This window comes from Candidatus Kerfeldbacteria bacterium, from assembly GCA_016214565.1.
GTDB lineage: Bacteria > Patescibacteriota > Patescibacteriia > UBA10025 > JAHIVO01 > JAXDBW01.
In genome coordinates, this window is record JACROE010000002.1 from 845,735 (window position 1) to 869,208 (window position 23,474).

Here is a 23,474-nt window from a genome sequence, read left to right on the forward strand (position 1 = left end):
AACCTTCATAATACCCGAAGGGGGTGATTTTTTGTCCAGTTTGATACGTCGTTACGTGAATTCTGAACTTAAACCAAGCATGAAAAAGGAGTAAATCATGCGAAACCTGATTAGTAAACCACTGTGTTGGCTTTTGTGCTGCCTGCTGCTCGTCCAGCCGATGATCAGCTGCAACAAGAAGCCGACGGAACCTGAACCAAAGCCGGAGCCAAAGGTGACTTTTGTCGCCGACTATAATCTGCCGTTGTTTGCAAAAAAGTTATCTTCGATCCAATTGCAAGATCTGGGGACTGATCCGACAGTACAGCAGGTTCAGCAAGCCCAGAGCCTTTCAAAATCTTTCGAATTTAACGATATCGGTATGCACTTGAATGGACCCGAGTGGAGTAAACCGTGTCCACAGGATGGATGTTTTGATCCACCATGTGAACCTTCACTAGCAGGTCGGTCATTGTATCACTACAACTGTATCATCTACATCAAAGTTTTGGATCGATGGGATGGCAATACACCAATTTTCAAAAATAAAAATATTGCCAACATCCATCTTTACCAGAATCCAGACCGACCGAACTGCTGGGGCGCTGTTGAGTACACAACTGGTTATTGTATTTCATCAGAAAAACTCTGTGGCAAGCCGCCACACGAGGTCTTTATTGCGACGTTGCAAGCCGTTCTCGAACGCTTGGCTAATATTGGAGCTATTACTCTTCAGCAAATCGATGATGCACGCAAAGGGCTAGGTCTGACTCCTGAATTAGCTGCCGTTATTTTAATCGTAGGGTTAGTTTCAGCGGGTTATATCGCCGTTGCTGGATCTTTGCTTTCCGCTGCTGGTGCTATTCTGGTAGAACTCGGTATTTCAACTGAAGCTGCTGGTGGATTTGCTGCTGTATTTTTGGTCGGTATTAATATCAATAATCCACCAGAAACGCATGATCCGCTGGCCAGTATTAATGAAGCACCGACAATTTGTCAGGTTAATACTTCGCAAAAATTTGTATTTTCCGGACAATATTGTGAAGAGATCGCAATCTCCTACGACGGCGGTTATACAGTCGAGTACTTCTTTCCCCAAGACCTACCGAAGACCACATGGCACACTTTCAACTCGGCCGGCACCTACGAAATTCGTAACACTGCCTATGGTAATGGCAAATGGTCTCCGACAGTGAAGCGGTATGTTACCGTTACTGATCCGGTGACTAATCTGCCTCCGGTCTCCAATCCCTCATGCCCCGGTACGGCCATCGTCAACCAACCGGTTTCAGTCACAAACAACGCGACTGATGCGGATGGCACGGTAACCGAATACCGATGGCGCGGCGAGTTCGGCAACTTCACCACTACTACGAAGCAGACCAACGTCACGTTCACGTCGACAGGAACAAAGGTGGTCTACATGTCGGCGAAGGATGATGACGGCGCGTGGGGACAGGAACCGTTCTGTACTATTGATGTTTCTTCAGTCGTAATTAATCAACCTCCTGTCGCTTGCTTTTCGGCAAGTCCAGCCTCAGGCACGACTGAAACGACATTCAATTTGGACGCCGATTGTTCCACTGACGACAAGACCCCGCTGGCAAACCTCCAGGTTCGCTGGCAGATTGATGGCAGCTGGACAGGATTTACCACCACCAAGACGATAAGTAAGAAATGGTCCACTTATGGGACCAAGACAGTTATCGTCGAGGTGAAGGACGGCGATGGTTTGACCGACCAGGAAACGAAAACAATCCAGGTCGACAATCCCGGCCCGACTACCGGTACGATCGAGGTAAGTCCGAATCCCTCCACGGCAAGCTGGGACATCACACCTGGCGGATACACGGGAAGCGGCTATCAGTCGATTCCTAATGTCGCGCCTGGCGAGTATCATATTACCTGGCATTCACTATCTGGTTATGAGACTCCAGCAGGAGAGTATAAGACGTTGCAGGCAGGTAAAACCATCACTTTCAGCGTTAATTATACTCCGAGCAGCACGCCAATTGACTTCACTCCAACCAGTATTCCAGATGCGACCCTCCTGCAGTATTATGAAGTAACATTCGTAAGCACTGGCGGGACGCCCGGGTATGGCGTCGCTTTTTCCTTGAGCGGTAGCTTGCCTGGATTGTCATTCAGGAACAATGCTGACGGTACTGCGACACTCTATGGCACGCCTAACGTCTTGGGTTCATATCCGATCACCATCACCGTGGTGGACAAGGGTAACCTGCAGAACAAAAAGTGGTGCGACTATACTCTCGTCGTGAAATCGGCGGTCGGCAAGCTTGTTGTCGACCCAGCTGTCTTGAATATGGGCAGCGACCTCAGTTTGGCATACTCGACCGCATCCAATGCCAACAACAATGGTCCGATTACATTTTCCTTGTCGTCCAACCAAACCTGGTTGACCACATTTCCTTCTTCTGTCGGTACCACCACTCAGGAGATCAAAGTCATGGTCAGCCGGTCGGGCTTGTCTGATGGGCAGTATAACGGGCGGATTACACTTTCGTCCTCGGGCGGGACGGCGTACATAGATGTCGAGATGACAGTGGCAACTGGCTGCGTTATGTCTCCGGATATGATTTCGCCGATCAACGGTCAGAATTTGGATCTGACCGATCCCGTATTTTCCTGGAGTAAAGTCTGTCAGGAAGCGGGCAAGTTCTATGCTGTTATCGTTAAGACCGAAAGTTACTACGGTGATGTCGTGTTTTTTGAGGATTTCGACTACCGGGATACCTACGTTAGATATACTGGTAGCAGCCTCCAGACGTACCGGACATACTATTGGTTCTTAACCGATGCCTATGGCACGCCGGTGACTGGCATTGAATCTTTCTATGTCATTCCTTAGTTCGCAAAGCACCTTTTAACCTTTTTGGCAGAAGACACCAGTCTTCTGCCATTTTTATTTCAATTAAAGTTAAGGGATACAACAAGCTCAGGGTTTCGATTGGCTGAAAATAACTATTGCTTCATTCTTTTTTTTGAGTATTGCTATTGAGCATTCACCCGCTGTTCGACTATTGGACAGCGGGTTCTTTTAAAAAAAATCCCCGTCGCGCTGTATACACAACGGACGGGGAGAAAGAGCCTGTGATGAATGGTTAATAGAGAGTGATCCGGAGCATGAGCGTGGCAATCATGAGATTGACCATACCGAGGTCAATGACTCGATAGCGATTTGAGACATAGGAGCCGGGGAGCAATCGCTTGGCGAGATTAATCATGAAATACATGCCAATCAAGAAGAAGATGAAAACCGGTGCCGCAGAAAACAGTTCCGTGTAGCGTAGCTGCAAGAGACCGCCGATGAAGCAAAGGATTGATAGGAAGAGTAGCGCGCCCGCAATTCTCTGGGTTGTTTTCATGCCAAGCGACATGACCATCGTAAATCGCTTTCCTCGATTCGCCGCCAGATCATCATTATCCTTGAGAACCTCTCGAGCTAAGTACGCACAAAAGATACCAGCCATAAGAAATGGAACAATCGGATGCATCCGATGGCCCGAGTACCAGCCCATGACGACGGGACTGACGCAAACCGACGCAATTGCCAGATTCTTAAACGGCCAATACTGATCTAAGAAATTGGCATAGAACATGATCATTGCAAAATTGAATAGTGCAATCCAGGTACAGATTGCCGGGAGAAATACACCCGCAATGGCAATTGAAAGCAGAAATGCAATTGCGCCCGATAGAATTAATACTAGGGGTTGATTGACAATCACGAGGTCGTACCATTTTTTTGCATAAATATCATGCCGACGACCATAGTGGAAAAGGCTAGCGCCCAGACAGCTGAAAAACATGCTGACTCCCGCGGCAACTTTTGGCTCATTAGACCAGAGTGGCCCATTTGAGAGAAGGGCGATCAGCCAGGTGCTGAGACCTGCTATGATGCACTGCTCAATGCGTGTCACTTTATAGAGAAATTTCAAGGAACCCATGTTACCTCCGAAAATATATTGATGTTTGTGTATTGATGTTTCCAGCCATCTTGCCATAACCATAGCTGATTAGTCAAATGAGTACCGGCGCCTGACTCTGTGTCATAGTGGCGCTTTTTAAGGTTTTCATGGTAGGGTAAACGTTGATAGAGCATTTCGAGAGCCGTCAGTTGCAGGCAGGTAGTCGTGTGTGTTCTTGCCCTTTATTTATTAATGAATACTATGACATCAGAATCAGACAATACGTTTTATGGCCTCGGACTTGCACCAAAACTGCTCGAATTACTAGATTCCCATAAGTTCACCACGCCGACGCCGATCCAGGTGAAAACAATCCCATTGGCTATCGAGGGCAAGGACTTGATCGGTATCGCTCAGACCGGGACGGGCAAGACACTGGCATTTGGATTGCCGCTCATGCAAAATATCGCCCGACGCAAGACGCGCGGATTAGTGGTGGTGCCGACTCGTGAATTAGCCTCACAGGTAGATGAAGTGCTGATGCAATTTGGCAAAGGCGTTGGTCTGCGTACGGCAGTCGTGGTGGGCGGCGCTTCAATGTACGCACAAACGCGAGCGCTTCAATCAACCCCGCACATTATTATCGCTACACCTGGTCGGCTGATCGATCATTTATCATCCCGTCCGACATTGCTTCAGGATATTGGTATTGTAGTGCTGGATGAAGCAGATCGAATGTTAGACATGGGCTTTGCTCCGCAGATTGAGAAAATTTTAGTCAAAGTTCCGAAAGATCGACAGACGCTTCTTTTTTCTGCGACCATGCCGCCGACCATCGTAACCATTGCGAATCGGCATATGCATTTGCCTCTGCGCGTGGAGATCGCTCGTCCGGGTACCACCGTTAAAGAAATTGATCAGGAAGTTATTTTTCTCTCCGCTTATGACAAGCGAGCCATGCTCGGAAAATTATTAGAACGGTATACCGGTTCAATTTTAGTTTTTTCTCGAACAAAATGGGGCGCTAAAAAATTGACGACGGTTATTCGGGACATGGGGCATACCGCTGCTGAGATTCATTCAAACCGCAGTTTGGCCCAGCGCAAAGGCGCGATTGATGGATTCAAAAAAGGAATTTTCCGCGTTTTAGTCGCTACTGACATTGCCGCGCGCGGCATTGATGTGAGCAATATTGAATTGGTCGTTAATTTCGATTTACCGAGTACGCCGGATGACTATGTTCATCGAATCGGCCGTACCGCGCGCGCTGGTAAAAAAGGGAAGGCCATTTCATTCGCCACGCCTGATGAACGACGGGATATCCAGGACATCGAAAGATTGATTCGTACCCAGTTGGTTGTGGCTGAAGGATCAGCAATGCCGCCAACTTCACATGCACGGACGCACGAATCAGCAGCATCAGGGCGACCTTCGCATCGGTTCCGCCCCGCCCGACCAGCTCGAAAACACGGTGGTCATAATAGTTTCAGACGGCGTCGCTACAGCTAGTATCGTAGTTTACGCGCATTACTCTATAGCAGGCTATGCTTCATCAGATGTCACTCCGACCAAAACCGTTTGAATTGATTCAGACTGGGCGGAAAACAGTTGAACTGCGATTGTGGGATGAGAAACGCCAACGAATTCAAGCTGGCGATGAGATTGTATTTACCCACATTGAAACCGGCGAAACATTGCGTGTCGTGGTTGAGGGACTGACCCACGCAAAAACGTTTGATGAATTGTTGCAGATTATTCCCATTGAACAATCAGGACGCAGCAAACCACAGGAGGTTTTGACCGCACTTAACACGATTTATTCTGCAGAAAAGCTAAGGGATTATACAGTTGTCGGCATTCATATTCGTCTGCTGGCCTAGCTGCTGCAGTGGTTTCCAATTGCGTTACGCAGATTAAAAAAATATTGTATACTATAAGGACTAACTTATTATACAAAATATGCGAAAAAAAATTATTCTTGGCCTTGGCATTGTTCTACTTGCGGTCATCGTTTCGGGCTGCACGAAAACCACAACAAATACCAATAGTGCGTCAACCACCAATACTACCAATTCAACAAACACAACGACCAATACGGGGGCGGCCGATCCTGAAGGAACCATCGTGGTTGATGCCGGTACTGGGACATTGTCTGGTGTTGAACCAAGCACGATAGATTTTATTCAAGAAATCTCAACTGGTACCGTCGCTTATCTTGGCTCCAAGGGGGCAACGGCGAACTATACGGTCACTGCCGAACAGGCGGGAACCTATAAGCTGATGGTGAAGCTTTCTGATGATGGCACCTGGGACAACGGATTTCGTGACGCGGACATTATGGTTAATGGTAATGCAGTTCTTAAGTACCTTCACACGTCACAAGACACTCGTGGGTGGAAGTGGTTTACTATTGGTAATGCGTCGTTGAAAGTTGGTGACAACACGGTGTCATTTACTAAATCAAATGACATGCCCGCAGCATATGCCATGGATGAATTTAAATTCGTTCCCGTTATATTAATTTAGCGTTTTTCAATAGATACGATGAGCAATCCAGATCAACCACAACCCTCTCCCGAAGAACTCGGGCAAGATGCACAACAAAAAAATGTAGAAAACCCCGCCGAGGCTCAGTCTCAGAGTGCGGAGAAACCAAGCGCCACATCGCAAGAGATTTACGACGGATATCTGCGTCAACGGGAAGAAGCGCTTGGCTCTGATAATCGGTATTTCGCTAAACAACATTTTGGCTATGAGGTGACTGATGAAGAAGAATTGATGATGTACTATATTGCCAATGGCGGAGCAACTGGTTTTCGTGAGCGGAAAGAAGCGCGGGAGCGAGAACACAAGCAAGAAGCGCCTGAACAGGTAGTCGCACCCAAAACAGTCTACCATGGTTCCGTGACATCCGGGATCGAGGAATTGGAACCACGGCGGCGGTCGATACCCGGCGGGGCTGATCCGGAGACGCACCCGGCGCTCATTTATGGTTCAGATAATCCCGCTTTCGCTGCTGCACATTCGTTTCTTTGGGGCACGGATGAGGGATTTGATCTTTCGGTGGAAAACGGTGCCGTTCTTTTCAGGGTACCCGAGGATCTACGTGACAGGTTATTGGTACCCGTCCACCTCTACACGTTAGACGGAAAGAATTTCAAGCTCACGCCTGGGGAGGGCACTGGGCATACGTTTCACACGGACCAGCCTGTTAAGCCGAGTTTGGCTGAATCGTTCGCATCAGTAACGGAAGCGATTGAGCACTTCGGTGGCAGGGTGGAGTTCTACACTCCGGAGTAGCAATAGTAAGCAGAATAGTTGAGCATAAAGTAAAAAGAGTACCGAAGCACTCTTTTGAGATATGTCATTGCCGCGATCACCACTTGGCAATGGAATTGCGCGAGGCATAGACTGAAATTCAGTCGAGCCCGCCGGTGGTGAACAATAATTTCCGAGCCCGAAAATTAGGGGGTGCAAAAGTAAATTTGGGATAGGGAGAAGGGGCGAGGATTAATACGAGCATAGCGAATTGCGGTGCCCGTGTCAATAAGTAAAAAAACCGGCTCCTTGCGTTGCACAGGAGCCGGGTTACATGGTCAGTTGCTGGTTCAATTATTTTTGCACTTGCACACTGCCTACCCCTGAAGGCAGCGTGAGAATGCGGTTTTGTTTTCCCGAAAGCGAGACCCAATACAGGCCTTGCTCGGCACGGACTGCGACTGCGGAAAAGTCGGGCGACCAGTCGATCCAGTATATTCCCACATCTTGCATGAGAATAGTCTGGGTGTTCCAGTCGTTCGGTTCTCCGAGCGTAAGCTGGTGGCCACTAAACCAGGTTAGATAGTGAGTACGGTCGTCCGTAAAAAATAACGGTCCGAACCCTTTCTCTGAGAGCTGGTGGAGCGGCGCGAAGGTGCTGTCGGTCAGTTCTGACAGATTGATACTGAAGAGGCCGGCTGGGTTCCCCATTTTTTTAAATACTGCCAGACTGTCATCCAGCCAGACGGTACTCAGATTTTCGTCGTATTCCGTGGAAAATCTGCCGCTGATGTCACGGGCATTTGAGCCGTCCGCATTCATCAGATAGAGCCAGCCGTAGTAGCCCCATTCATGGTGGACAAAACTGATGGTTTGCCCATCAGGCAGGTAGACTGGGCAATTATCATAGGTAGCAGATTTGCTCCGGTAGAGATGGATGACTTCACCCGTCCCTGGATTGAGCCGGAAGATTCCAGCCCAATATCGGCCAAAGAGAACGTATTGGCCGTCGGGAGACCAGCTGAAGTCGCTTGAGCGTTGGCCGACGTAATCAGGATACGACCCGATGACATTCCCTTGGGCATCCAGAACCATCAGAGCATTTCGCCCGGCGTAGACGAGCGCAGATCCGTCTGGCGCCCAGGAAAGCCCTTGGCCGCCCGGCGAATAATCTTCCCGCCATCGGAGGGGGTTGAGGCCGTCCAAGCCGATCGTGAAGATGGTATCCCCGACGGTATAGATGAGGCGATGATCAGGACAGAGATCCGCCGTGGCATGGTAGCTGTAGCTATTGCCAAAGGTGACCGCGAATGACTGAACATAGGGGAATCGCCCCGGATGTTGCACGATAAGTTCGTATTGACCGTCGCTCACTGAGTCTACATAGATTGGCGTGGTGCCGAGTGGCAGACCGTTGAGCGTTACAGTTCCAGCGCCATATGGCGAAGTAACCGTCAGCGTGGCGGGCGTAGGATTGAGATTGGTACCGATGCCAATGGTTGTATTGGCTATGATGGTGACCATCGTTTCCCACGATCGGTAACGGTCTCGTATGATACGAATTGTATGCTCACCGGTAGGGATGCCAGAGAGCCTGGCAGGCGTGGTTGATCCGGTCAGTACACCGTCTATCAAGATAGCTGCGCCTTCAGGAATGGACCATACATCCAGCATACCGGTTTGGTGCACGAGGGTGGCCGCCACCATGACCGTATCAAAGGCGATCACGGTTTGATTTGACGTCCAATCTTCATAATCGGGAAGCGATAGCCGAATATGGTGAGTGGTCGCCAACAGGCCGGAGATGACACTCGGCGTCGTCAGGTAGGTGTCCTGGTTGTCCACGAAGATTGGCGCTCCGGGCGGTTCGGATGTAATCATCAGCGAGCCTTCAAGCTTGCGCATGATTGCATGTATTTTCAGCGTATCACCCGTGGTGTGATGGATGGCGGTATCCCAGTCGGCGTAGTCAGGATGGGTGAGTTTGATGGTCACCGTGCCGGTGTCGATCCAGGTGATGAAGGGTGTCGGCTGAAGCAGGTAATTCCGGAAATTGACCGTGGCTCCGGTCGGGTCAGACGTAATCACCATCGGATGTATCATGGCTTGTATCAGTGTCACGCGGAGCGTGTCAATTGCTCCGGGAGCAATCGACACGGAATCTTGCCAGTGGTAGTAGTTCCACTGGCTGATGCGGATGGAGTACTTCTGGTTCGCCACGAGGTTGATCGTGAGCGGCGTGCGCTGTCCGAGCAATTGATCGTTGCTGTAGACATTGGCAACGGCCGGATCAGTGATAACCACGAGCGTGCCGATAGTCGGCTTTGGCGGTTCGGTCGGCTTGTCTTTACAAGCCAAGCACAGCAGTATGGCTACCGCCAGGCTGAGTAGAGAAAAACGGGTATACATGAGTTCCTCCTTGGAAGGGTATCTAGGTCAGTGTTATTTTGCTATTAATGTTGCTTTTTTCAGGCGTTTGTTTCGAAACCAATCTTAGTCCTGTGTGCAGGAATCGTCAAGCAATACCCGGATTGATTTTTTATGTATAATCAGCCACACTCAGGATATGAATAATATGGCGCCTCAGCTCGAAGACTATCAGCATATTAAGGAGAAGATTGTTGATTATTTATCTCGGCAAGGATTCTCCGAAAAGAAGCTGCTGCAAAAGGTGACTGACCTGAAGCGCCATTACCCGCGCACCCAGCGGTATTTTTTCTATACTCCGGAGCATGTCCAGCGGGTGATTGATGAATTGAAAGAAGCTGGTCTGATTGACGATCGTCGGTATGCCGAAGAAGTGTTACGGCAGTTGCGTGACCGGAAAGACGGTGTTCATCGCATTAAACAAAAGATGTATCGCCGATTAATTCCCAAGCAGATCATTGAAGATGTGCTCCGTGGGTGGCAGACTGAAGGTCTACCCCAGGATTACACCGCTATCATTCGTGAGACAAAAAGAAAGCTTGAACGCTTGCGGGAAAAACATCCATCAAAAAAGGAAGCGTATAAGATTAAGTCAAAATTATTCGCTTTCCTTGGCCAGAAGGGGTATACGGTAGAAGAAATAAAAGACATAATCATCCAAGCTGAAAAATTAATAACTTGATTAAAACTTGATAATAAGAGAAAATATAAATGTGAATACAGTAAAGGTATTATTTTTTTTAGTCATTATTCTGGGAGTAGCAGCGCTCTTTCGTTTTTCATTTTTGTCATCAATTCCACCGGGTATCCATCCTGATGCAGCTGCTAATGGGATTGATGCCTGGGATGCATTGGTTCATAATAATCGACAAGTTTTTTATGAAGGCAATTCTGGCCGTGAGGGGCTTTTTATTAATTTCATTTCGTACTCATTTGATTGGTTTGGTCCGAGTTTAGTGGCTTATAAATTACCCGGATGTTTGATCGGGCTTCTTTCGGTATTGGGGATGTATTTTCTTGGAAAAGAGATTACCCAAAAGCAATACGGGGGTTTGATTGCATCTTTTTTGATGGCAACATCTTTCTGGATGGTCATATTTGATCGTACTGGATTTCGCGCCACTCTTTCGGTCTGTTCTGTAATTTGGGTATCATTTTTTTTATTACGCGCGTTTCGTACGACTCAATGGCATGATTATGCACTTGCTGGCATTTTTTTAGGCGTTGGGTTGCATAGCTATACTTCATTCCGCTTTATGCCTTTGGTTGTGGTGGCTGCGTATGGGTACGCGCTTTGGGCATGGCGAAAATTGAAAAATGCCTCGTGGCTCCATATATTTCAATTGCATAAATATTTCATTCTAACCGTCGTCATTGCATTATTTATTTTTAGTCCGTTACTTCAGTATTATCTTGTCCATCCGGAAACATTTATGGGACGCGCACATGAAGTATCGGTATTTACCCAGTCAGAAACTTCGAAACATTTATGGCAAAGCACAACTTCAAATTTATTATTTTTTAATATTTCTGGCGATCCGAACTGGCGGCATAACGTGGCTCGGTTGCCGGCCCTCGATACACTCCTGGGGGCATTTTTTTTGGCAGGGGTTGCCATTGTTGGATATTCACTCATAAAAAAAAGAGAATCAGCGCCTGACACTTCTACTCAGACACGCGTGGCAAATTTTTTTATGTTATGCCTATTGGGCATGATGATTATTCCAGCGGCGATAACCTATTCTCCGGGCGGCATCCCTCATGCCTTACGAATTATAAATACCGCGCCAGCTGTTTACCTCCTTGTGACCATTGCCGCGGTGACCATCTATGAACGAGTAAAGAATTCTGGGGTTGTTCAACGTCCGATTCTTCTTATGAGCATTACCTTGCTGGCTACCTATCTGGTCACCTTCAATGCAGTACTCTACTTCATGCGCTGGGGAGACAATGGTCAGGTAGCGCACGAATTCAGCGAAGATTACACGCATGTCTCAGACTATATCAAGGATTTGTCGGCTACCGGGAGTACGGTTTTACTTGTGTCCGATAGCAGTGAACTGCAATTCTTTTTACTTGCAGTAAAAAATGTAATCATCACGTCAAAATTTGAAGCAGTGGAATTTGAAACGTCACGTCCTGACGTCGTTGTATTTTCGAATTTTGGACAAAATAATATACGTGATCGCGAAATATTGATTACTCAGGGCATGCAAATGTCGAGTGGTTTGACTTTTGGCAGAGGGGGGCACACCGTGGTTGTTTTTTCAAGGTAGTTTGATTACCAGTTGCATTAAAAGATGCAATTAATGTATGGTTGTTGTTTTTATTTTCAAATTATCCTCCCATAGGTAACCTTGTCTGCCAAGGAGCAATCGTTAAACTTTTTGTCAAAACAAAAGCGTCCACTCGTCTTAGGGACTTAAGTAATATCCTAGCATTGATCAGGGTAGTTTGTCGGCTGATCGCTATTCATATTCTATCTTGCTTGACAGGATGCAATAAATAGTGTTTAACTCAAACGGCTGTACTAGATCGACCCCTTAGTCGACCTCCATGTCGCATATAGATATTCTGTAAAAAATGTGCTTGAAGATATACCCCCTTTCCCCCCGTCCTGCGTTGATAGTCAGCCTGCATGAAAATTTGACTATACTATGATAAGTTTTATCACACGGGATGACCAGCATTCTCGGCTCTGGAAGGAGCTGGAAAAAGAGAAGGTCATTTCACATGAAGATTACAAATCAGCAGTGAAGCGCGCCAAGCGGACCGACCGGCATATTGCCGAGGTTCTCTTTGAGGTGGATCGGGCATCTCAGGATAAGTTGCTTAAAATTTTTTCGACTTTTTATAATTTGCCAGCCGTTGATTTGCACAATAAAGTGATTGCTCGGTATGTGTTGACACTTATTCCTAAGGAAGTGGCTGAGCAACATTCCATCGTTGTATTCAAAAAGAAGGATCAGGTGATTCATATTGCCACGACGAATCCCGATAACGAGCAAGCTATCGATTTTATCAGGAAAAAAACCGGTCTCGAACCGTTGGTGCATTTGGCCAGTCAGTCCGCTATCCAATCCGCTATTCGGAAATATCAGAGTGAAATAAAATCAGAGTTTGCAAAAATTGTTGAGGATAGTATCCAAGAAGCGCTCAATTCTGATGAGTCGCCGGAAAAAATTGCCCAATTCGTTCCCGTGATTAAGATGCTCGACACGGTCATTGACCAGGCCCTAACCCAGAATGCTTCCGATATTCATATTGAGCCTGGAGCTGATGCGGTCGTTATTCGCTACCGAGTTGATGGCTTGCTGAAGAAAATCGTTGAGTTACCCCGGGAGATCTTGCCTCCACTTCTCACCAGAATCAAATTGCTGTCGAGTGTTAAAATCGATGAAAACCGTTTGCCACAAGACGGCCGTTTCACAGTTGTCCACGAGAATCGTGAAGTGGCTATCCGTACGTCCATCATTCCCACACTGCACGGCTCTAAAGTGGTGATGCGCCTGCTTGATCGTAAACGACAGGAGTTTACTTTGCAGAAGCTCGGTCTCAATAAGCGGGATTATATGACTGTGCGTGATGAGATTACTAAGCCGCATGGTATGGTATTGGTCACCGGGCCGACTGGTTCGGGGAAAACCACCACGCTTTACGCAATTTTACAGCTGACCAATAAGGAGGGGGTTAATATCAGCACTATTGAGGATCCGATTGAGTATGGTTTACCTGGCATCAATCAAACGCAGGTCAATCCAGCTGCTGGTTTAACGTTTGCTAATGGACTGCGCTCGCTATTGCGCCAAGACCCCAATATTCTGATGGTTGGGGAAATTCGTGATACCGATACTGCGGCAATCGCCGTGAATGCTGCTATGACGGGTCACCTCGTTCTGACAACTCTCCATACCAATTCCGCATTCCAAGTCCTTGAGCGATTAGTCGAGATGGGCGTGTTGCCATTTTTGGCCGCCTCCGTTACACGTCTGGTAATCGGTCAGCGCTTGCTCAGGCAGATTTGCAGCCGGTGTCGGACTCGCGTAGAACCAAAGAAGAAACTACTTGAGCGTTATCAGCCGCTTTTCAAAATTAATGAAGCTTTTAATAAATTAACTAACCTCGGGCTACTGAATCCGGAAAAGCCACTGAGCCACCTCCCGTTCTATTATGGGAAGGGATGTGCTCACTGCAATCAGACTGGCTATCGCGGACGACTTGGCGTATTTGAAATTTTGAAAGTTGACGACCGACTGCATCAGGCAATTATTCGCGATCCGTCTGCCGATTCGATCAAGAAAGCCGCTCTGGACGCTGGGGCAACGACAATGGTTGAGGATGGGCTGCTCAAAGTTTTCCAAGGGCAAACCACTTTTGAGGAGTTGGTTCGCGTAACGAGAGAATAATAGTATGATATTCAAATACACTGCACTCGACAAAAAAGATGCCTTTACCAAAGGTGTGATTGAGGTAAAGAGTGAGAAGGCGGCTCGTGCTCAATTAGAGAACGAAGGCTTTATGATTGTCAGCTTGAAGGCTGAAAAGTCAGAACGGTTTTCCGCATTTAATAATGTATTTCAGACAGTCGGGCGAGTCGATAAGATTTTTTTCACCCGCCATCTTTTCACTATTCTCGAATCAGGCATTCCGCTTGATCAAGCGATTAAAATAACCAGCGAGCAAACACCGAATAAGAAATTTAGTGAAATCCTGGACGACATACATAAGAATTTGCAGCACGGACAGACGTTTCATTTTGCGCTGTCCCAACATCCCCAGTATTTCTCAAAGTTTTTTACGAGTTTGATTCGGGTCGGGGAGTGGAGTGGAAAATTGGATGAGGTACTCTCGTATTCTCTGGAGCAGCAAGAAAATGATTTTGAATTGGTGACGAAAACCCGGTCTGCTATGATTTATCCCGCGGTGATCCTGGCCGCTCTCATTGTTATCTTTATTTTCATGATGACCTTTGTCGTCCCGAAAATTACTGAAGTGCTGACTCAGTACGAGGTTGAATTACCCCTTTTGACTAAGATCATTATTGGTCTTAGTGAATTCGTCATTCATTATGGTCTTTTTTTGATTCCGGCATTCGGTTTGTTCTGGTACATTTTTCATAAATGGAAAAGCACGCCAAAGGGTAAGCGTCAGTGGGACAGTTTGATTCTGTCGCTGCCTCGGGTAAAACAAATTGTTGCTGAATTTAATCTCGCCCGCATCAACCGGTCATTGAGTGCGCTACTGAAAAGTGGCATGCAGATAGATCAGGCGCTTGCACTTACCGCTGACGTCACCAATAACAGCCATTATGCTACCTCCCTCAAAGAGAGTATCAAATTTGTACAAAAGGGAATTGCGTTCTCTGAGACCCTGCGGGGCTACCCGCATTTGTACCCACCGATTACCGTGCAAATGATTTATGTGGGAGAGCGGACGGGAAAATTTGATCACATGTTGTCTCGATTAGCCGTTTTTTATGAGAAAGCTGTCTTGACTGCCTCAAGCAATCTCGCGTTGGTGATTGAGCCAGTGTTATTGATTACTATTGGATTAGCTGTGGCCCTGATGGCCATCGGCATCCTGACTCCTATTTGGAATTATGCTCAAACGATCTAATATGCTATTGCCCCTGAATCAGAAGGCCTTCACGCTCATTGAGTTGCTGGTGGTGATGAGTATCGTAGGAATCATTTCCGCGGTCGGCTTTCCCGCCTTTGCTGCGATGCAAAAGAATATTAGCCTGAAAAACTATACCAAAGAAATAGTCAGCAATTTGCGCCACGCCCACAATTTAGCGGTTGCGTCACAAGACGGTGAGAATCATGGTATTTATTTCTTGGAGAAAGAGTATGGCACCTGTGAACAAAACTGTACCATCCATACCGCCGCGTATGACATTGCCAATGGCGTAGAAGTACTACAGGGATCGGGTGATTCAGTTATTTTTGACCGGCTAACAGGTAATACTTCTGCTCAAACAATTGTGGTCGGATTTGACGGTGGGAAACAAAATACGATTGTTATCGACGCGTCGGGTCGTATCACGACGCTCTACTAATATGACCAAGCAATCAAACCAGGGGTTCAGCGTGATCGAGGTGCTGATCAGTTTGGGGATGATCACGCTGATCGTTGCCAGCATTGGCGCCGCCCTGACTGCTAATAATCGATTGGGCCAGGCAGGCAGTACCAAGGATCAAGCTTTGGCCTATGCTCGAGAAAGCATGGAGGTCGTCGCTCAACAGGCAAATTCATTCTTTGCACAATGCCCAGGCAATCTGAATTGCTGGATCGCATTTGATAGTACCCAGCCGTACTTCATTACCGACGCCAATACGTTGGTAGCGGGGACTGAGACGCTGAACACGGGCCAGATGACGATGACTCGCAGCATTACCTTCACTGATCTGCGGCGTGACGCCAATGGTGACATAGTTGCATCGGGGGGAACGGTTGACCCAAGCTCAAAAAAGGTGACGGTCGTCGTGTCCTGGGTGCAGCACGGCCAGTCAAAGAACGTAACGTTGAGCACAATTCTTACCCGATGGAAGAATGTATAGTATGAACAATGTAATGAAAAATCAGTCCGGCTATACGTTGATGGAGCTCTTGGTGTACCTGAGTATTGTCACCGTGAGCGTGCTGGTATTCACCACGTTTGTGGTTAATGTGACGAAAAATTCAGCACGCGCAGAAATGAGGCAGGAATTGCAGGAAAATGCTCGTGTAGTGAGCAATCGTCTTATTCAGAATATCCGGCAGGCGGCCAGTGTTGATCAGGCCAATTCAATCTTTGATGTGCCCAGCGGCACCCTGGCGCTGAACCAAGCGGTAGGAGCAGACATTACATTTCGTCTGGTCAATAATACGGTGGTGTACAACGATGGCACCACTGATTATGTCTTGACCAGCAACCGTGTGAAAGTAACTACGATGCAATTTTCTCACACAGTTGATTTGGTAAAAGTCGAATTGACTTTCGAACAGCCGAATGACTCATCCCAATCATTCACCCTGCACACGGCGGCGCTTGCCCGGCAGTCAATTTATTAATGCGTATGCACGTCATTTCCTCTAATCAACGTGGAGCCATCGCTGTCATCTCACTGATGATCATCGCGAGCTTTGCTTTGGCCGTGATCACCACGGTCAGTCTTACTTCGATGAACGTATTTCGGGGTGCGGACGCAGGTATTGATACGGATCAAACTTTTTATGCGGCAGAGGCGGGGATTAATGAGGGATTGTATGAGCTGAATATCGATCCGTCGCCGCATGAATTTTGCCTGGGTTTTGATGCCATTACGGTGAATTGTGACGATGCGGCGATACGCGATAAAGTGCGGGTAACCATTACCGCAAATGGATACAATCGGACCATTACTTCAGTCGCACAGGATGCATCCGGCAAAGAACGAACGCTTCATATCGAGGTAACGACCTCGTCAATTTCAGTGCCATTGCAATATGCGGTACATTCGGGCCGGGGTGGATTCATCCTTGATAATGGCGCGCAAGTAAAGGGACCGATTTATTCTAATGGAAATATTGAGGGCTCAAATACCTCACTTATCACTGGAGAAGTGCAGGTCGCTAATGAGCCAACGCCTAGCCCGAAACAAGAGAGTCACCCTTTACCGTACTCAATCGCTCAGGATGCGGCACACCTCAGGGTGGCGCAGCAGATTGTTCCGCCAGTCACTGAACGGCTTACCAAGGTCAGCCTCTACATCCAACGATCATCGAATCAACAACTACCGGAGCTTCCTGGGACGCCGTATCAAGTAAAAATTGTCCGTGATATTGCGGGGTCTCCGGATCTCACCCAAGTCGTTGCGCAGCAACAAATCAGTATCCCGAGAGATATTGACTGGGTACCTATTACATTCACTCCCGCACCATTATTAACCTCAGGACAACCGTATTGGATTGTTGTTGGCGCCACTGCTCAAACTAATGCAACTCGGTACATCATCTGGGATTACAATGATAATCCTGACACCTATGCTGATGGGGCAGCAAAATATTTTGATAATACGACAGGTACTTGGAATACCATTGCGGGGGATTTCTCCTTTCAGACATTACTGGGTATTGGTGATACCTTCGTTAAGGACGGGACGGTCAATGGTGATATTACCGCGCACTCGATTATTAATGTTAGCGGGACGGGCTCACGCACCTCGGGAGCGGGTGTCAATCCGCCCCGTGTCGATTACCCGATAACCGATGCTGACATTAACGACTGGAAATCAGGTGCTCAAGCCGGGGGTGAACTGAACTGTGGTCCAGGCTCAGCATGTACCAAGGATGCAAATGGGGACGTTACCATTACTGCGAATATGAGCATCGGTCCAAATGTTGTGCATGGGAATTTGAATATTAATAGTGGAGTTTCCATAACCGTATTGGGGAATCTGTATGTTGAAAAAAATATAACGTTTAATCCGCCCGCCGGTGCAACCATGATAGTTGGCCCAGCCAATACACCAGCCGCACGGGTAGTGGTTGCTGAAGGCCAGATCAAAATTAAGAACAACGACATTCTCAGCGGTTCCGGGCATGTGCGGAGCTTTCTCCTGATGGTTTCGCTTGACGATTATCTGACTTCTGGGGAGATCGCTATCAGCCCTTCGAATAATAGTAGTTCAGTGCTTTTCTTTGCGCCGAAAGGTTTTGTTGAAATGGCCAATGGCACCTTCCTCAATAGTGCCACTGCGTATATTATCCACCTTGAGAATGCCATAATCGAGTACAATGAGAACCTGTCCGGTTTCACCGTGCCTGATCCCACACCAGCCCCGATTGTGATTATCCCCGGACAAGGCTGGGAAGAGCAGTAATCTATTTCCTACATTAGTGTCGTCGTGTGCCTATACCTGTGGTGGTACATTTTTTTGAGTTGCAAAAAGCGCCCCTGTTTACAATTTCGTTAGGCAGGAGCAAAATATATATATGAAAACAGTTGGCATTATTTTTGGTGCAGCGGTTATAGCAGTCATTGTTATTTGTGTCCAAGCACCGCGGGCAGCTGGGGAGATCGGGGATTGCCCCGCGGGCTACGAATTTCAGCCCTCCAGCGGGGTAGGCTGTGTCCAGATCAACTGCAACGATGTCGAGAACGGCCACTGGTCATACACCAGCGCCTGTATTTGCGGTTCAGCAGGCAGTATTTATGAGGATCCAACTGATCCGAACAAAGGGTGTTATTATGACAGGGACTATGCGGCTTGTCCTGGATGCCTCTATGCCTGCGTCCATACTGATGAAGCGTGTCCGGACGAGACGCCTCCGACTACCAATACAAACGCCAGTTCAAACGTAAATGCGTCCGTAAATACTAACGCCGCCTCAACTAATAGCGCTAGCGGTAATACCAATCAGTTGGTAAATCAGAATAGTAATACATCGCTGACTACGGCTGGTGTGGGCAGTACTGCGAGTTGTACCGAGGAATGCAATAAATACCTGAGGGGCAAAAGGAATGCATCAGTTGTGTCCGCAACTGGTGAACCTCCGGACTGCGCTTGTCAGATCGATGTTCAAGCGGGCGGGGCGGTAACGCAAACTATTAAGATAGAGGGACCAATAGAAACAACGTATACGTTTGATCCATCGTCCGGCGCGCTGCTATCCCGGGTGACAGTGAATCGCCGGGATGAAATCGAAAAGATCCGCAAGCGTCTTGGCTATCGTTATACCGAGGCTGAGATTGACGCACTGCTTGCGCCAGAGAAAATTGACGCGTGGTTCCAGAGCCAGACGCAAAACATTAGGACAACAACTAATTTGCTCAATCCGCAGTTCTGGTGGCAGCACGTGGTGGCAATACTTGATCACGGGTTTGATGGCAATAGCGCTGATTTTGTAGACACGTACCAATTTGGCAGGTGCGGCGATTCAATGCAGTGGCTCGAGCGTGATTTGTCGGGCCAATTACGCTTGGGCGATGACGCAGACGAACCTGGTCAAAAACACGAAGCGATGCTTTCAATCACTGGAGAAAAATATGGCAACATGTTGAACCACACTTCATTGCTTATTCGGCCCGCCGGCATTACCAATGCGGAGTGGGAGGACATCGTCAGAGAACTGAAGCAATTATCTGGCGGTACCGAGGATAATCCTGGCATTCAGCCAGGCGGTTTACAGAATATTGATCCGCGTTTGCTGGATGCAAAAGTTTTAGACCCATATAAGAAACAAATAACCACCGTGCGTGAATTCATTAAAGGCTGGTCATATATCCGTATTAGTTAGTCTATGAAAAAGATTCGTATTATCACCATCATTGTGGGTTGTCTGGTCATTGTCCTCGCAGCAGGAGCAATTGTGCTGCGCCATGTCCCGGCGGTGACGTATGCGGTTGAGGATGTGGACACTACTGCTCACTGGGGATCGATTTCTGGATCACTGAGTTACCCGAGCGATTTTATCCCAGCCTTAGGCGTTTGCGCTCAAACGAAGAATGCGACCGAACAATATTGCACCTACAAAATGTTAGAGGATGATAAATATACTAATGGTGTTGGCTATTCTATTGCGGTTCCGCCGGGTGCGTATACCGTATTCAGCCATGAAGTGACGGAGTTGAACGCGTTGACTGGTTATCAGGACGGTGATTACCAAGCTTTTTACTCAAAGTTTGTTACCTGCGGCGGTACCAGTGATTGCACCTCTCACACGCCGGTTGTTGTAACGGTCGAGCGCAACCAAGACCTCGAAAATATTGACCCGATTGATTGGTATAATATTTAATTAAGAGACACATATGGACCAAGTGTCACAACCCGTGCCATTACCGTATTCAAAAAGTATATTTAAGCAGTGGTGGCTGTGGTTAATTATTGTGGCTATTCTTATTGCAGTGTTGTTTATTCCGTATATCTCGGTGCCGGCGAGTTGCATGCCATGCCCGGACACCGCGACGAATTGTCCGGCGTGCCCGACGTACCAGCAAAATTTAATTGAGTATTGGTTTACGTAGGCCAATAGAGCAACCACTCAAGGGAAAGTATCATCACCAGTATGGGCCAAAAATTTGTTATTTATTTCTGCCTGTCTGTCGGGGCCGCTATTGGCGGATATATCCCAGCGCTGTGGCATGACAGCATTTTTTCGCCGTGGTCAGTGATTCTTTCGGCGGTGGGTGGCATAGTGGGGTTATACGTCGGTATTAAAATCAATCAGGCGATCGGCGGGTAGTCATGATTGACTTTTAGCTTCACATCGCGTATAATAGGTCTAATCGTAAAAAACCACTGGGAAAGGTCTGCCATTACGGCCGATCTTTTTTGAATGCTTTTTCGACAATGTACCACGTATGATTCATATACCGCGCAGCGACGTTAATAGTGTTAACGCGCTCCATATTGCCGCACGGAAACTACATATCGAAGTTGAAACAATCGACTCCGATGCAGGATTGCATCTCTTTAAACATCAGGGCAAGCGTTTTTTTGTGCGCCAACATATTCCTGACCTGAATTCATACGTGGCCTCGCGGGTAATTAATAATAAATACTTAGCAAAAAAAATTCTTCTTAAAAACAATATCTCCGTACCCAGCGGCGTGACTTTTTCAAATCTTCATAAAGTTCTGTTGAGCTTGAGAGAGGGTAGTATTAAATATCCACTGGTGGTCAAACCAATTGAAGGTTCAATGGGCGAGGCAGTCACGGTAGACATCCGCAGTGAGGATTGGCTTGGTGTGGCAATCCAAGAAGTGTATAAATATAATCGTCGGCGTTGGGGCAGGCCGGGATCATTTTTAGTTGAACAGTATATACCTGGTCATGACTATCGATTTTTAGTTCTCGATGGCAGAGTACTGACTGCATTGATGCGCAAACCAGCCTATGTAATCGGCGATGGGGTACGCACCATTCAGCAACTGATTGTTGAATATAATAATCAGCCGGGGGTGGCCAAGGATCAACCGCTTTGCCCGATTGTCATTGATTATGAATTGCATCGGAACTTGGTGAGTCAGCAGCTGACACTCGAGACCGTTTTGCCACACGCAAAGCAAATATTTTTGCGGCGGAATGCGAATGTGAGTACGGGCGGACGCTCGTTTGAGTGCTTTGATAAAGCTGCGCCGGAATATCTGAAATTAGCTGCCCGGATCGGTGAAATATTCCAGTTGCGGTTCTTTGCGGTTGATCTGATCGCCCGAGACATTAGCCTGTATGAAAAGTTTGCGGTGATTGAAATTAATGATACCCCGGGCTTTGATATCCACGAAGCCCCGTACCGCGGCAAGCCGTTTCCGGTGGCAGAACATATCGTGCGGGCGATGTTTCGGGATACAACAGGTGGTAGGGCGTGACAAAGCCCCCTTTTTCTGCTACGATGTCGTTTCATGACAAATGATTCGGTAGTATTACGATTTTCAGATGTTAGTTACGCCTACGACCGCGGTCACAAAAAACTGCTGGACGAGGCGTCTTTTTCGGTTCGTGCGGGCAGTCGGATAACCCTGATGGGCCAGAATGGCGCGGGGAAAAGCACGATTTTTAAATTAATTACTGGTGAGGTCAAGCCCAATGACGGTCAGATATTTCGTACCCCGGCTGATGCGACGGTGGGGATTGCGCGTCAGACCATGCCACGAGAAGCATTGCCATTGACCGTGCGGGAATATTTTGCCACGGCGTTTAAGGAGATTCAATATAATCTGGATAAGTTGATTGCAAATGTTTTTGAAGTCGTTAATCTCGATATTCCAATTACTAAAACTGTAAAAGAATTATCCGGTGGCGAACAAGCACGGTTGCTCTTAGCGCATGCCTTGATTCAGGAGCCTGACATACTCTTGCTCGATGAGCCAACTAACAATTTAGATCAGCAGGGGATTGATCATCTCACCACGTTTCTTATCATGTATACCAAGACGTGCCTGGTGATATCTCATGACGCCGATTTTTTAAATGCGTTTAGTGATGGTGTTTTATACCTGGACATCCATACTCAGAAGGTAGAACAGTATACCGGGAATTATAATGATGTGGTTGAGGAAATCAGTCAGCGAATTGAGCGGGAAAATTTATTGAATGCTCGCATGCAGCGGCAAATAAAAGAGAAGCGCGCGCAGGCAGAAGTGTTTGCCCATAAGGGCGGTAAACTTCGGTTTGTGGCTAAGCGCATGCGTGAAGCAGCGGAAACTGCGGAGGAAAATATTGTGAGTGTGCGCAAAGAAGACAAAACGATCCGCCCCTTTACGATTCCCGTACAAGACTTTGATATTCATTTCCACGGAAAAATTGTGGAGATGTCCGGTGTGTCATCCATGCAGAATCACAAGATCGTTGAAAAAAAGATTGACTTGACCATCCGCAAAAACATGCACGTGGTGATTGCCGGTCCAAATGGTATAGGTAAGAGCACCTTGTTGGCGCAGCTGGTATCGGGTACCGCGCCTCATGCCAAGGTTTCCCCAGAAGTAGTTGTGGGGTATTACCAGCAAGACTTTGGCAATATGGATATGGATCAAATCGCCTTTGATGCATTGAAGAGTGCCATGGCGAAGCAAGACGATCACCGCTTGCGCTCTACCGCCGCAGGTTTTCTTTTGGATGGCGGAATATTATCACAACCAATCCGTGCCTTGTCAGAAGGGCAAAAGGGGTTACTGTCATACTGCCGCTTGGTGCTCCAGCAGCCAGGACTTTTGGTTTTAGATGAACCAACTAACCATATAAATTTTCGTCATTTACCGGTGCTGGCAAAAGCGCTGGACGAATATCAGGGCGCCTTGATCATGGTTTCGCATATCCCAGACTTTGTCGCACAGATACGGGTGGATACGGTGATTGATTTGGAAAAGGTGTAGCTAAAGGGTCTTTTGATAATAGTAGTTTGCAATAATGAGGGAGTACT

General features: G+C 47.5%; 21 protein-coding genes. 19 read left to right on the plus strand and 2 right to left on the minus strand.

Annotated elements, in window-relative coordinates; genetic code table 11:
• Positions 1-97: 97 nt before the first annotated feature.
• Positions 98-2,848 carry a hypothetical protein gene (locus tag HZC01_04105; GenBank protein MBI5037856.1) on the plus strand — a complete coding sequence of 917 codons (2,751 nt, stop codon included), beginning with the start codon at positions 98-100 and terminating at the stop codon, positions 2,846-2,848.
• 253 nt (positions 2,849-3,101) lie between these two features.
• Here the strand turns inward: HZC01_04105 and HZC01_04110 are convergent, their stop codons facing one another.
• Positions 3,102-4,010, minus strand: coding sequence for a UbiA family prenyltransferase (locus HZC01_04110; protein ID MBI5037857.1), 909 nt, complete (start codon positions 4,008-4,010; stop codon positions 3,102-3,104).
• Between the two features lie 159 nt (positions 4,011-4,169).
• On the opposite strand from HZC01_04110, the gene HZC01_04115 reads away from it, so the two are divergent.
• The 4 genes from HZC01_04115 to HZC01_04130 all read left to right on the plus strand — a co-directional run bounded on the left by HZC01_04115 (position 4,170) and on the right by HZC01_04130 (position 7,208).
• On the plus strand, positions 4,170-5,417 hold the full coding sequence (locus HZC01_04115) for a DEAD/DEAH box helicase (GenBank protein ID MBI5037858.1): 1,248 nt from the start codon (positions 4,170-4,172) through the stop codon (positions 5,415-5,417).
• Between the two features lie 35 nt (positions 5,418-5,452).
• The gene (locus tag HZC01_04120; protein MBI5037859.1) at positions 5,453-5,788 is read left to right on the plus strand and encodes an ASCH domain-containing protein; all 336 of its coding nucleotides are present in this window, start codon (positions 5,453-5,455) and stop codon (positions 5,786-5,788) included.
• Positions 5,789-5,867: 79 nt separating this feature from the next.
• The gene (locus HZC01_04125) at positions 5,868-6,434 is read left to right on the plus strand and encodes a hypothetical protein (GenBank protein MBI5037860.1); all 567 of its coding nucleotides are present in this window, start codon (positions 5,868-5,870) and stop codon (positions 6,432-6,434) included.
• Positions 6,435-6,452: 18 nt separating this feature from the next.
• Positions 6,453-7,208: a hypothetical protein gene (locus HZC01_04130; GenBank protein MBI5037861.1), complete on the plus strand. Its 756-nt coding sequence runs from the start codon at positions 6,453-6,455 to the stop codon at positions 7,206-7,208.
• Positions 7,209-7,520: 312 nt separating this feature from the next.
• On the opposite strand, the gene HZC01_04135 is transcribed toward HZC01_04130, so the two are convergent.
• Entirely contained in the window at positions 7,521-9,575 is a 2,055-nt protein-coding gene (locus HZC01_04135) for a PEGA domain-containing protein (protein MBI5037862.1), read from the minus strand.
• A gap of 166 nt (positions 9,576-9,741) precedes the next feature.
• Here HZC01_04135 and HZC01_04140 point away from each other — a divergent pair, with 166 nt between their 5' ends.
• The 14 genes from HZC01_04140 to HZC01_04205 all read left to right on the plus strand — a co-directional run bounded on the left by HZC01_04140 (position 9,742) and on the right by HZC01_04205 (position 23,427).
• Positions 9,742-10,275, plus strand: coding sequence for a regulatory protein RecX (locus tag HZC01_04140; GenBank protein ID MBI5037863.1), 534 nt, complete (start codon positions 9,742-9,744; stop codon positions 10,273-10,275).
• A 31-nt stretch (positions 10,276-10,306) separates the two neighbouring features.
• The gene (locus tag HZC01_04145) at positions 10,307-11,869 is read left to right on the plus strand and encodes a glycosyltransferase family 39 protein (protein MBI5037864.1); all 1,563 of its coding nucleotides are present in this window, start codon (positions 10,307-10,309) and stop codon (positions 11,867-11,869) included.
• A gap of 381 nt (positions 11,870-12,250) precedes the next feature.
• A complete protein-coding gene (locus tag HZC01_04150; protein ID MBI5037865.1) occupies positions 12,251-13,999 on the plus strand; it encodes a type II/IV secretion system protein in 1,749 nt (582 codons plus the stop codon).
• A 4-nt stretch (positions 14,000-14,003) separates the two neighbouring features.
• A complete protein-coding gene (locus tag HZC01_04155; protein MBI5037866.1) occupies positions 14,004-15,209 on the plus strand; it encodes a type II secretion system F family protein in 1,206 nt (401 codons plus the stop codon).
• Positions 15,193-15,651, plus strand: a complete 459-nt coding sequence (locus HZC01_04160) for a prepilin-type N-terminal cleavage/methylation domain-containing protein (protein MBI5037867.1) — start codon at positions 15,193-15,195, stop codon at positions 15,649-15,651. The genes HZC01_04155 and HZC01_04160 overlap by 17 nt, the downstream gene beginning before the upstream one ends.
• A 1-nt stretch (position 15,652) precedes the next feature.
• A complete protein-coding gene (locus HZC01_04165) occupies positions 15,653-16,153 on the plus strand; it encodes a hypothetical protein (protein ID MBI5037868.1) in 501 nt (166 codons plus the stop codon).
• 1 nt (position 16,154) lies between these two features.
• The gene (locus HZC01_04170) at positions 16,155-16,646 is read left to right on the plus strand and encodes a prepilin-type N-terminal cleavage/methylation domain-containing protein (protein ID MBI5037869.1); all 492 of its coding nucleotides are present in this window, start codon (positions 16,155-16,157) and stop codon (positions 16,644-16,646) included.
• A 5-nt stretch (positions 16,647-16,651) separates the two neighbouring features.
• Complete coding sequence (locus tag HZC01_04175) at positions 16,652-18,436, plus strand: hypothetical protein (GenBank protein MBI5037870.1); 1,785 nt, start codon at positions 16,652-16,654, stop codon at positions 18,434-18,436.
• Between the two features lie 112 nt (positions 18,437-18,548).
• A complete protein-coding gene (locus HZC01_04180) occupies positions 18,549-19,853 on the plus strand; it encodes a hypothetical protein (GenBank protein ID MBI5037871.1) in 1,305 nt (434 codons plus the stop codon).
• A 3-nt stretch (positions 19,854-19,856) separates the two neighbouring features.
• A complete protein-coding gene (locus HZC01_04185; GenBank protein MBI5037872.1) occupies positions 19,857-20,351 on the plus strand; it encodes a hypothetical protein in 495 nt (164 codons plus the stop codon).
• Positions 20,352-20,364: 13 nt separating this feature from the next.
• The gene (locus tag HZC01_04190; protein ID MBI5037873.1) at positions 20,365-20,580 is read left to right on the plus strand and encodes a hypothetical protein; all 216 of its coding nucleotides are present in this window, start codon (positions 20,365-20,367) and stop codon (positions 20,578-20,580) included.
• A gap of 41 nt (positions 20,581-20,621) precedes the next feature.
• Complete coding sequence (locus HZC01_04195) at positions 20,622-20,798, plus strand: hypothetical protein (protein MBI5037874.1); 177 nt, start codon at positions 20,622-20,624, stop codon at positions 20,796-20,798.
• Positions 20,799-20,916: 118 nt separating this feature from the next.
• Positions 20,917-21,924 (plus strand): hypothetical protein, encoded by a 1,008-nt coding sequence (locus HZC01_04200; GenBank protein MBI5037875.1) that lies wholly within the window; start codon positions 20,917-20,919, stop codon positions 21,922-21,924.
• A 33-nt stretch (positions 21,925-21,957) separates the two neighbouring features.
• Positions 21,958-23,427: an ABC-F family ATP-binding cassette domain-containing protein gene (locus HZC01_04205; protein ID MBI5037876.1), complete on the plus strand. Its 1,470-nt coding sequence runs from the start codon at positions 21,958-21,960 to the stop codon at positions 23,425-23,427.
• Positions 23,428-23,474: the final 47 nt, after the last annotated feature.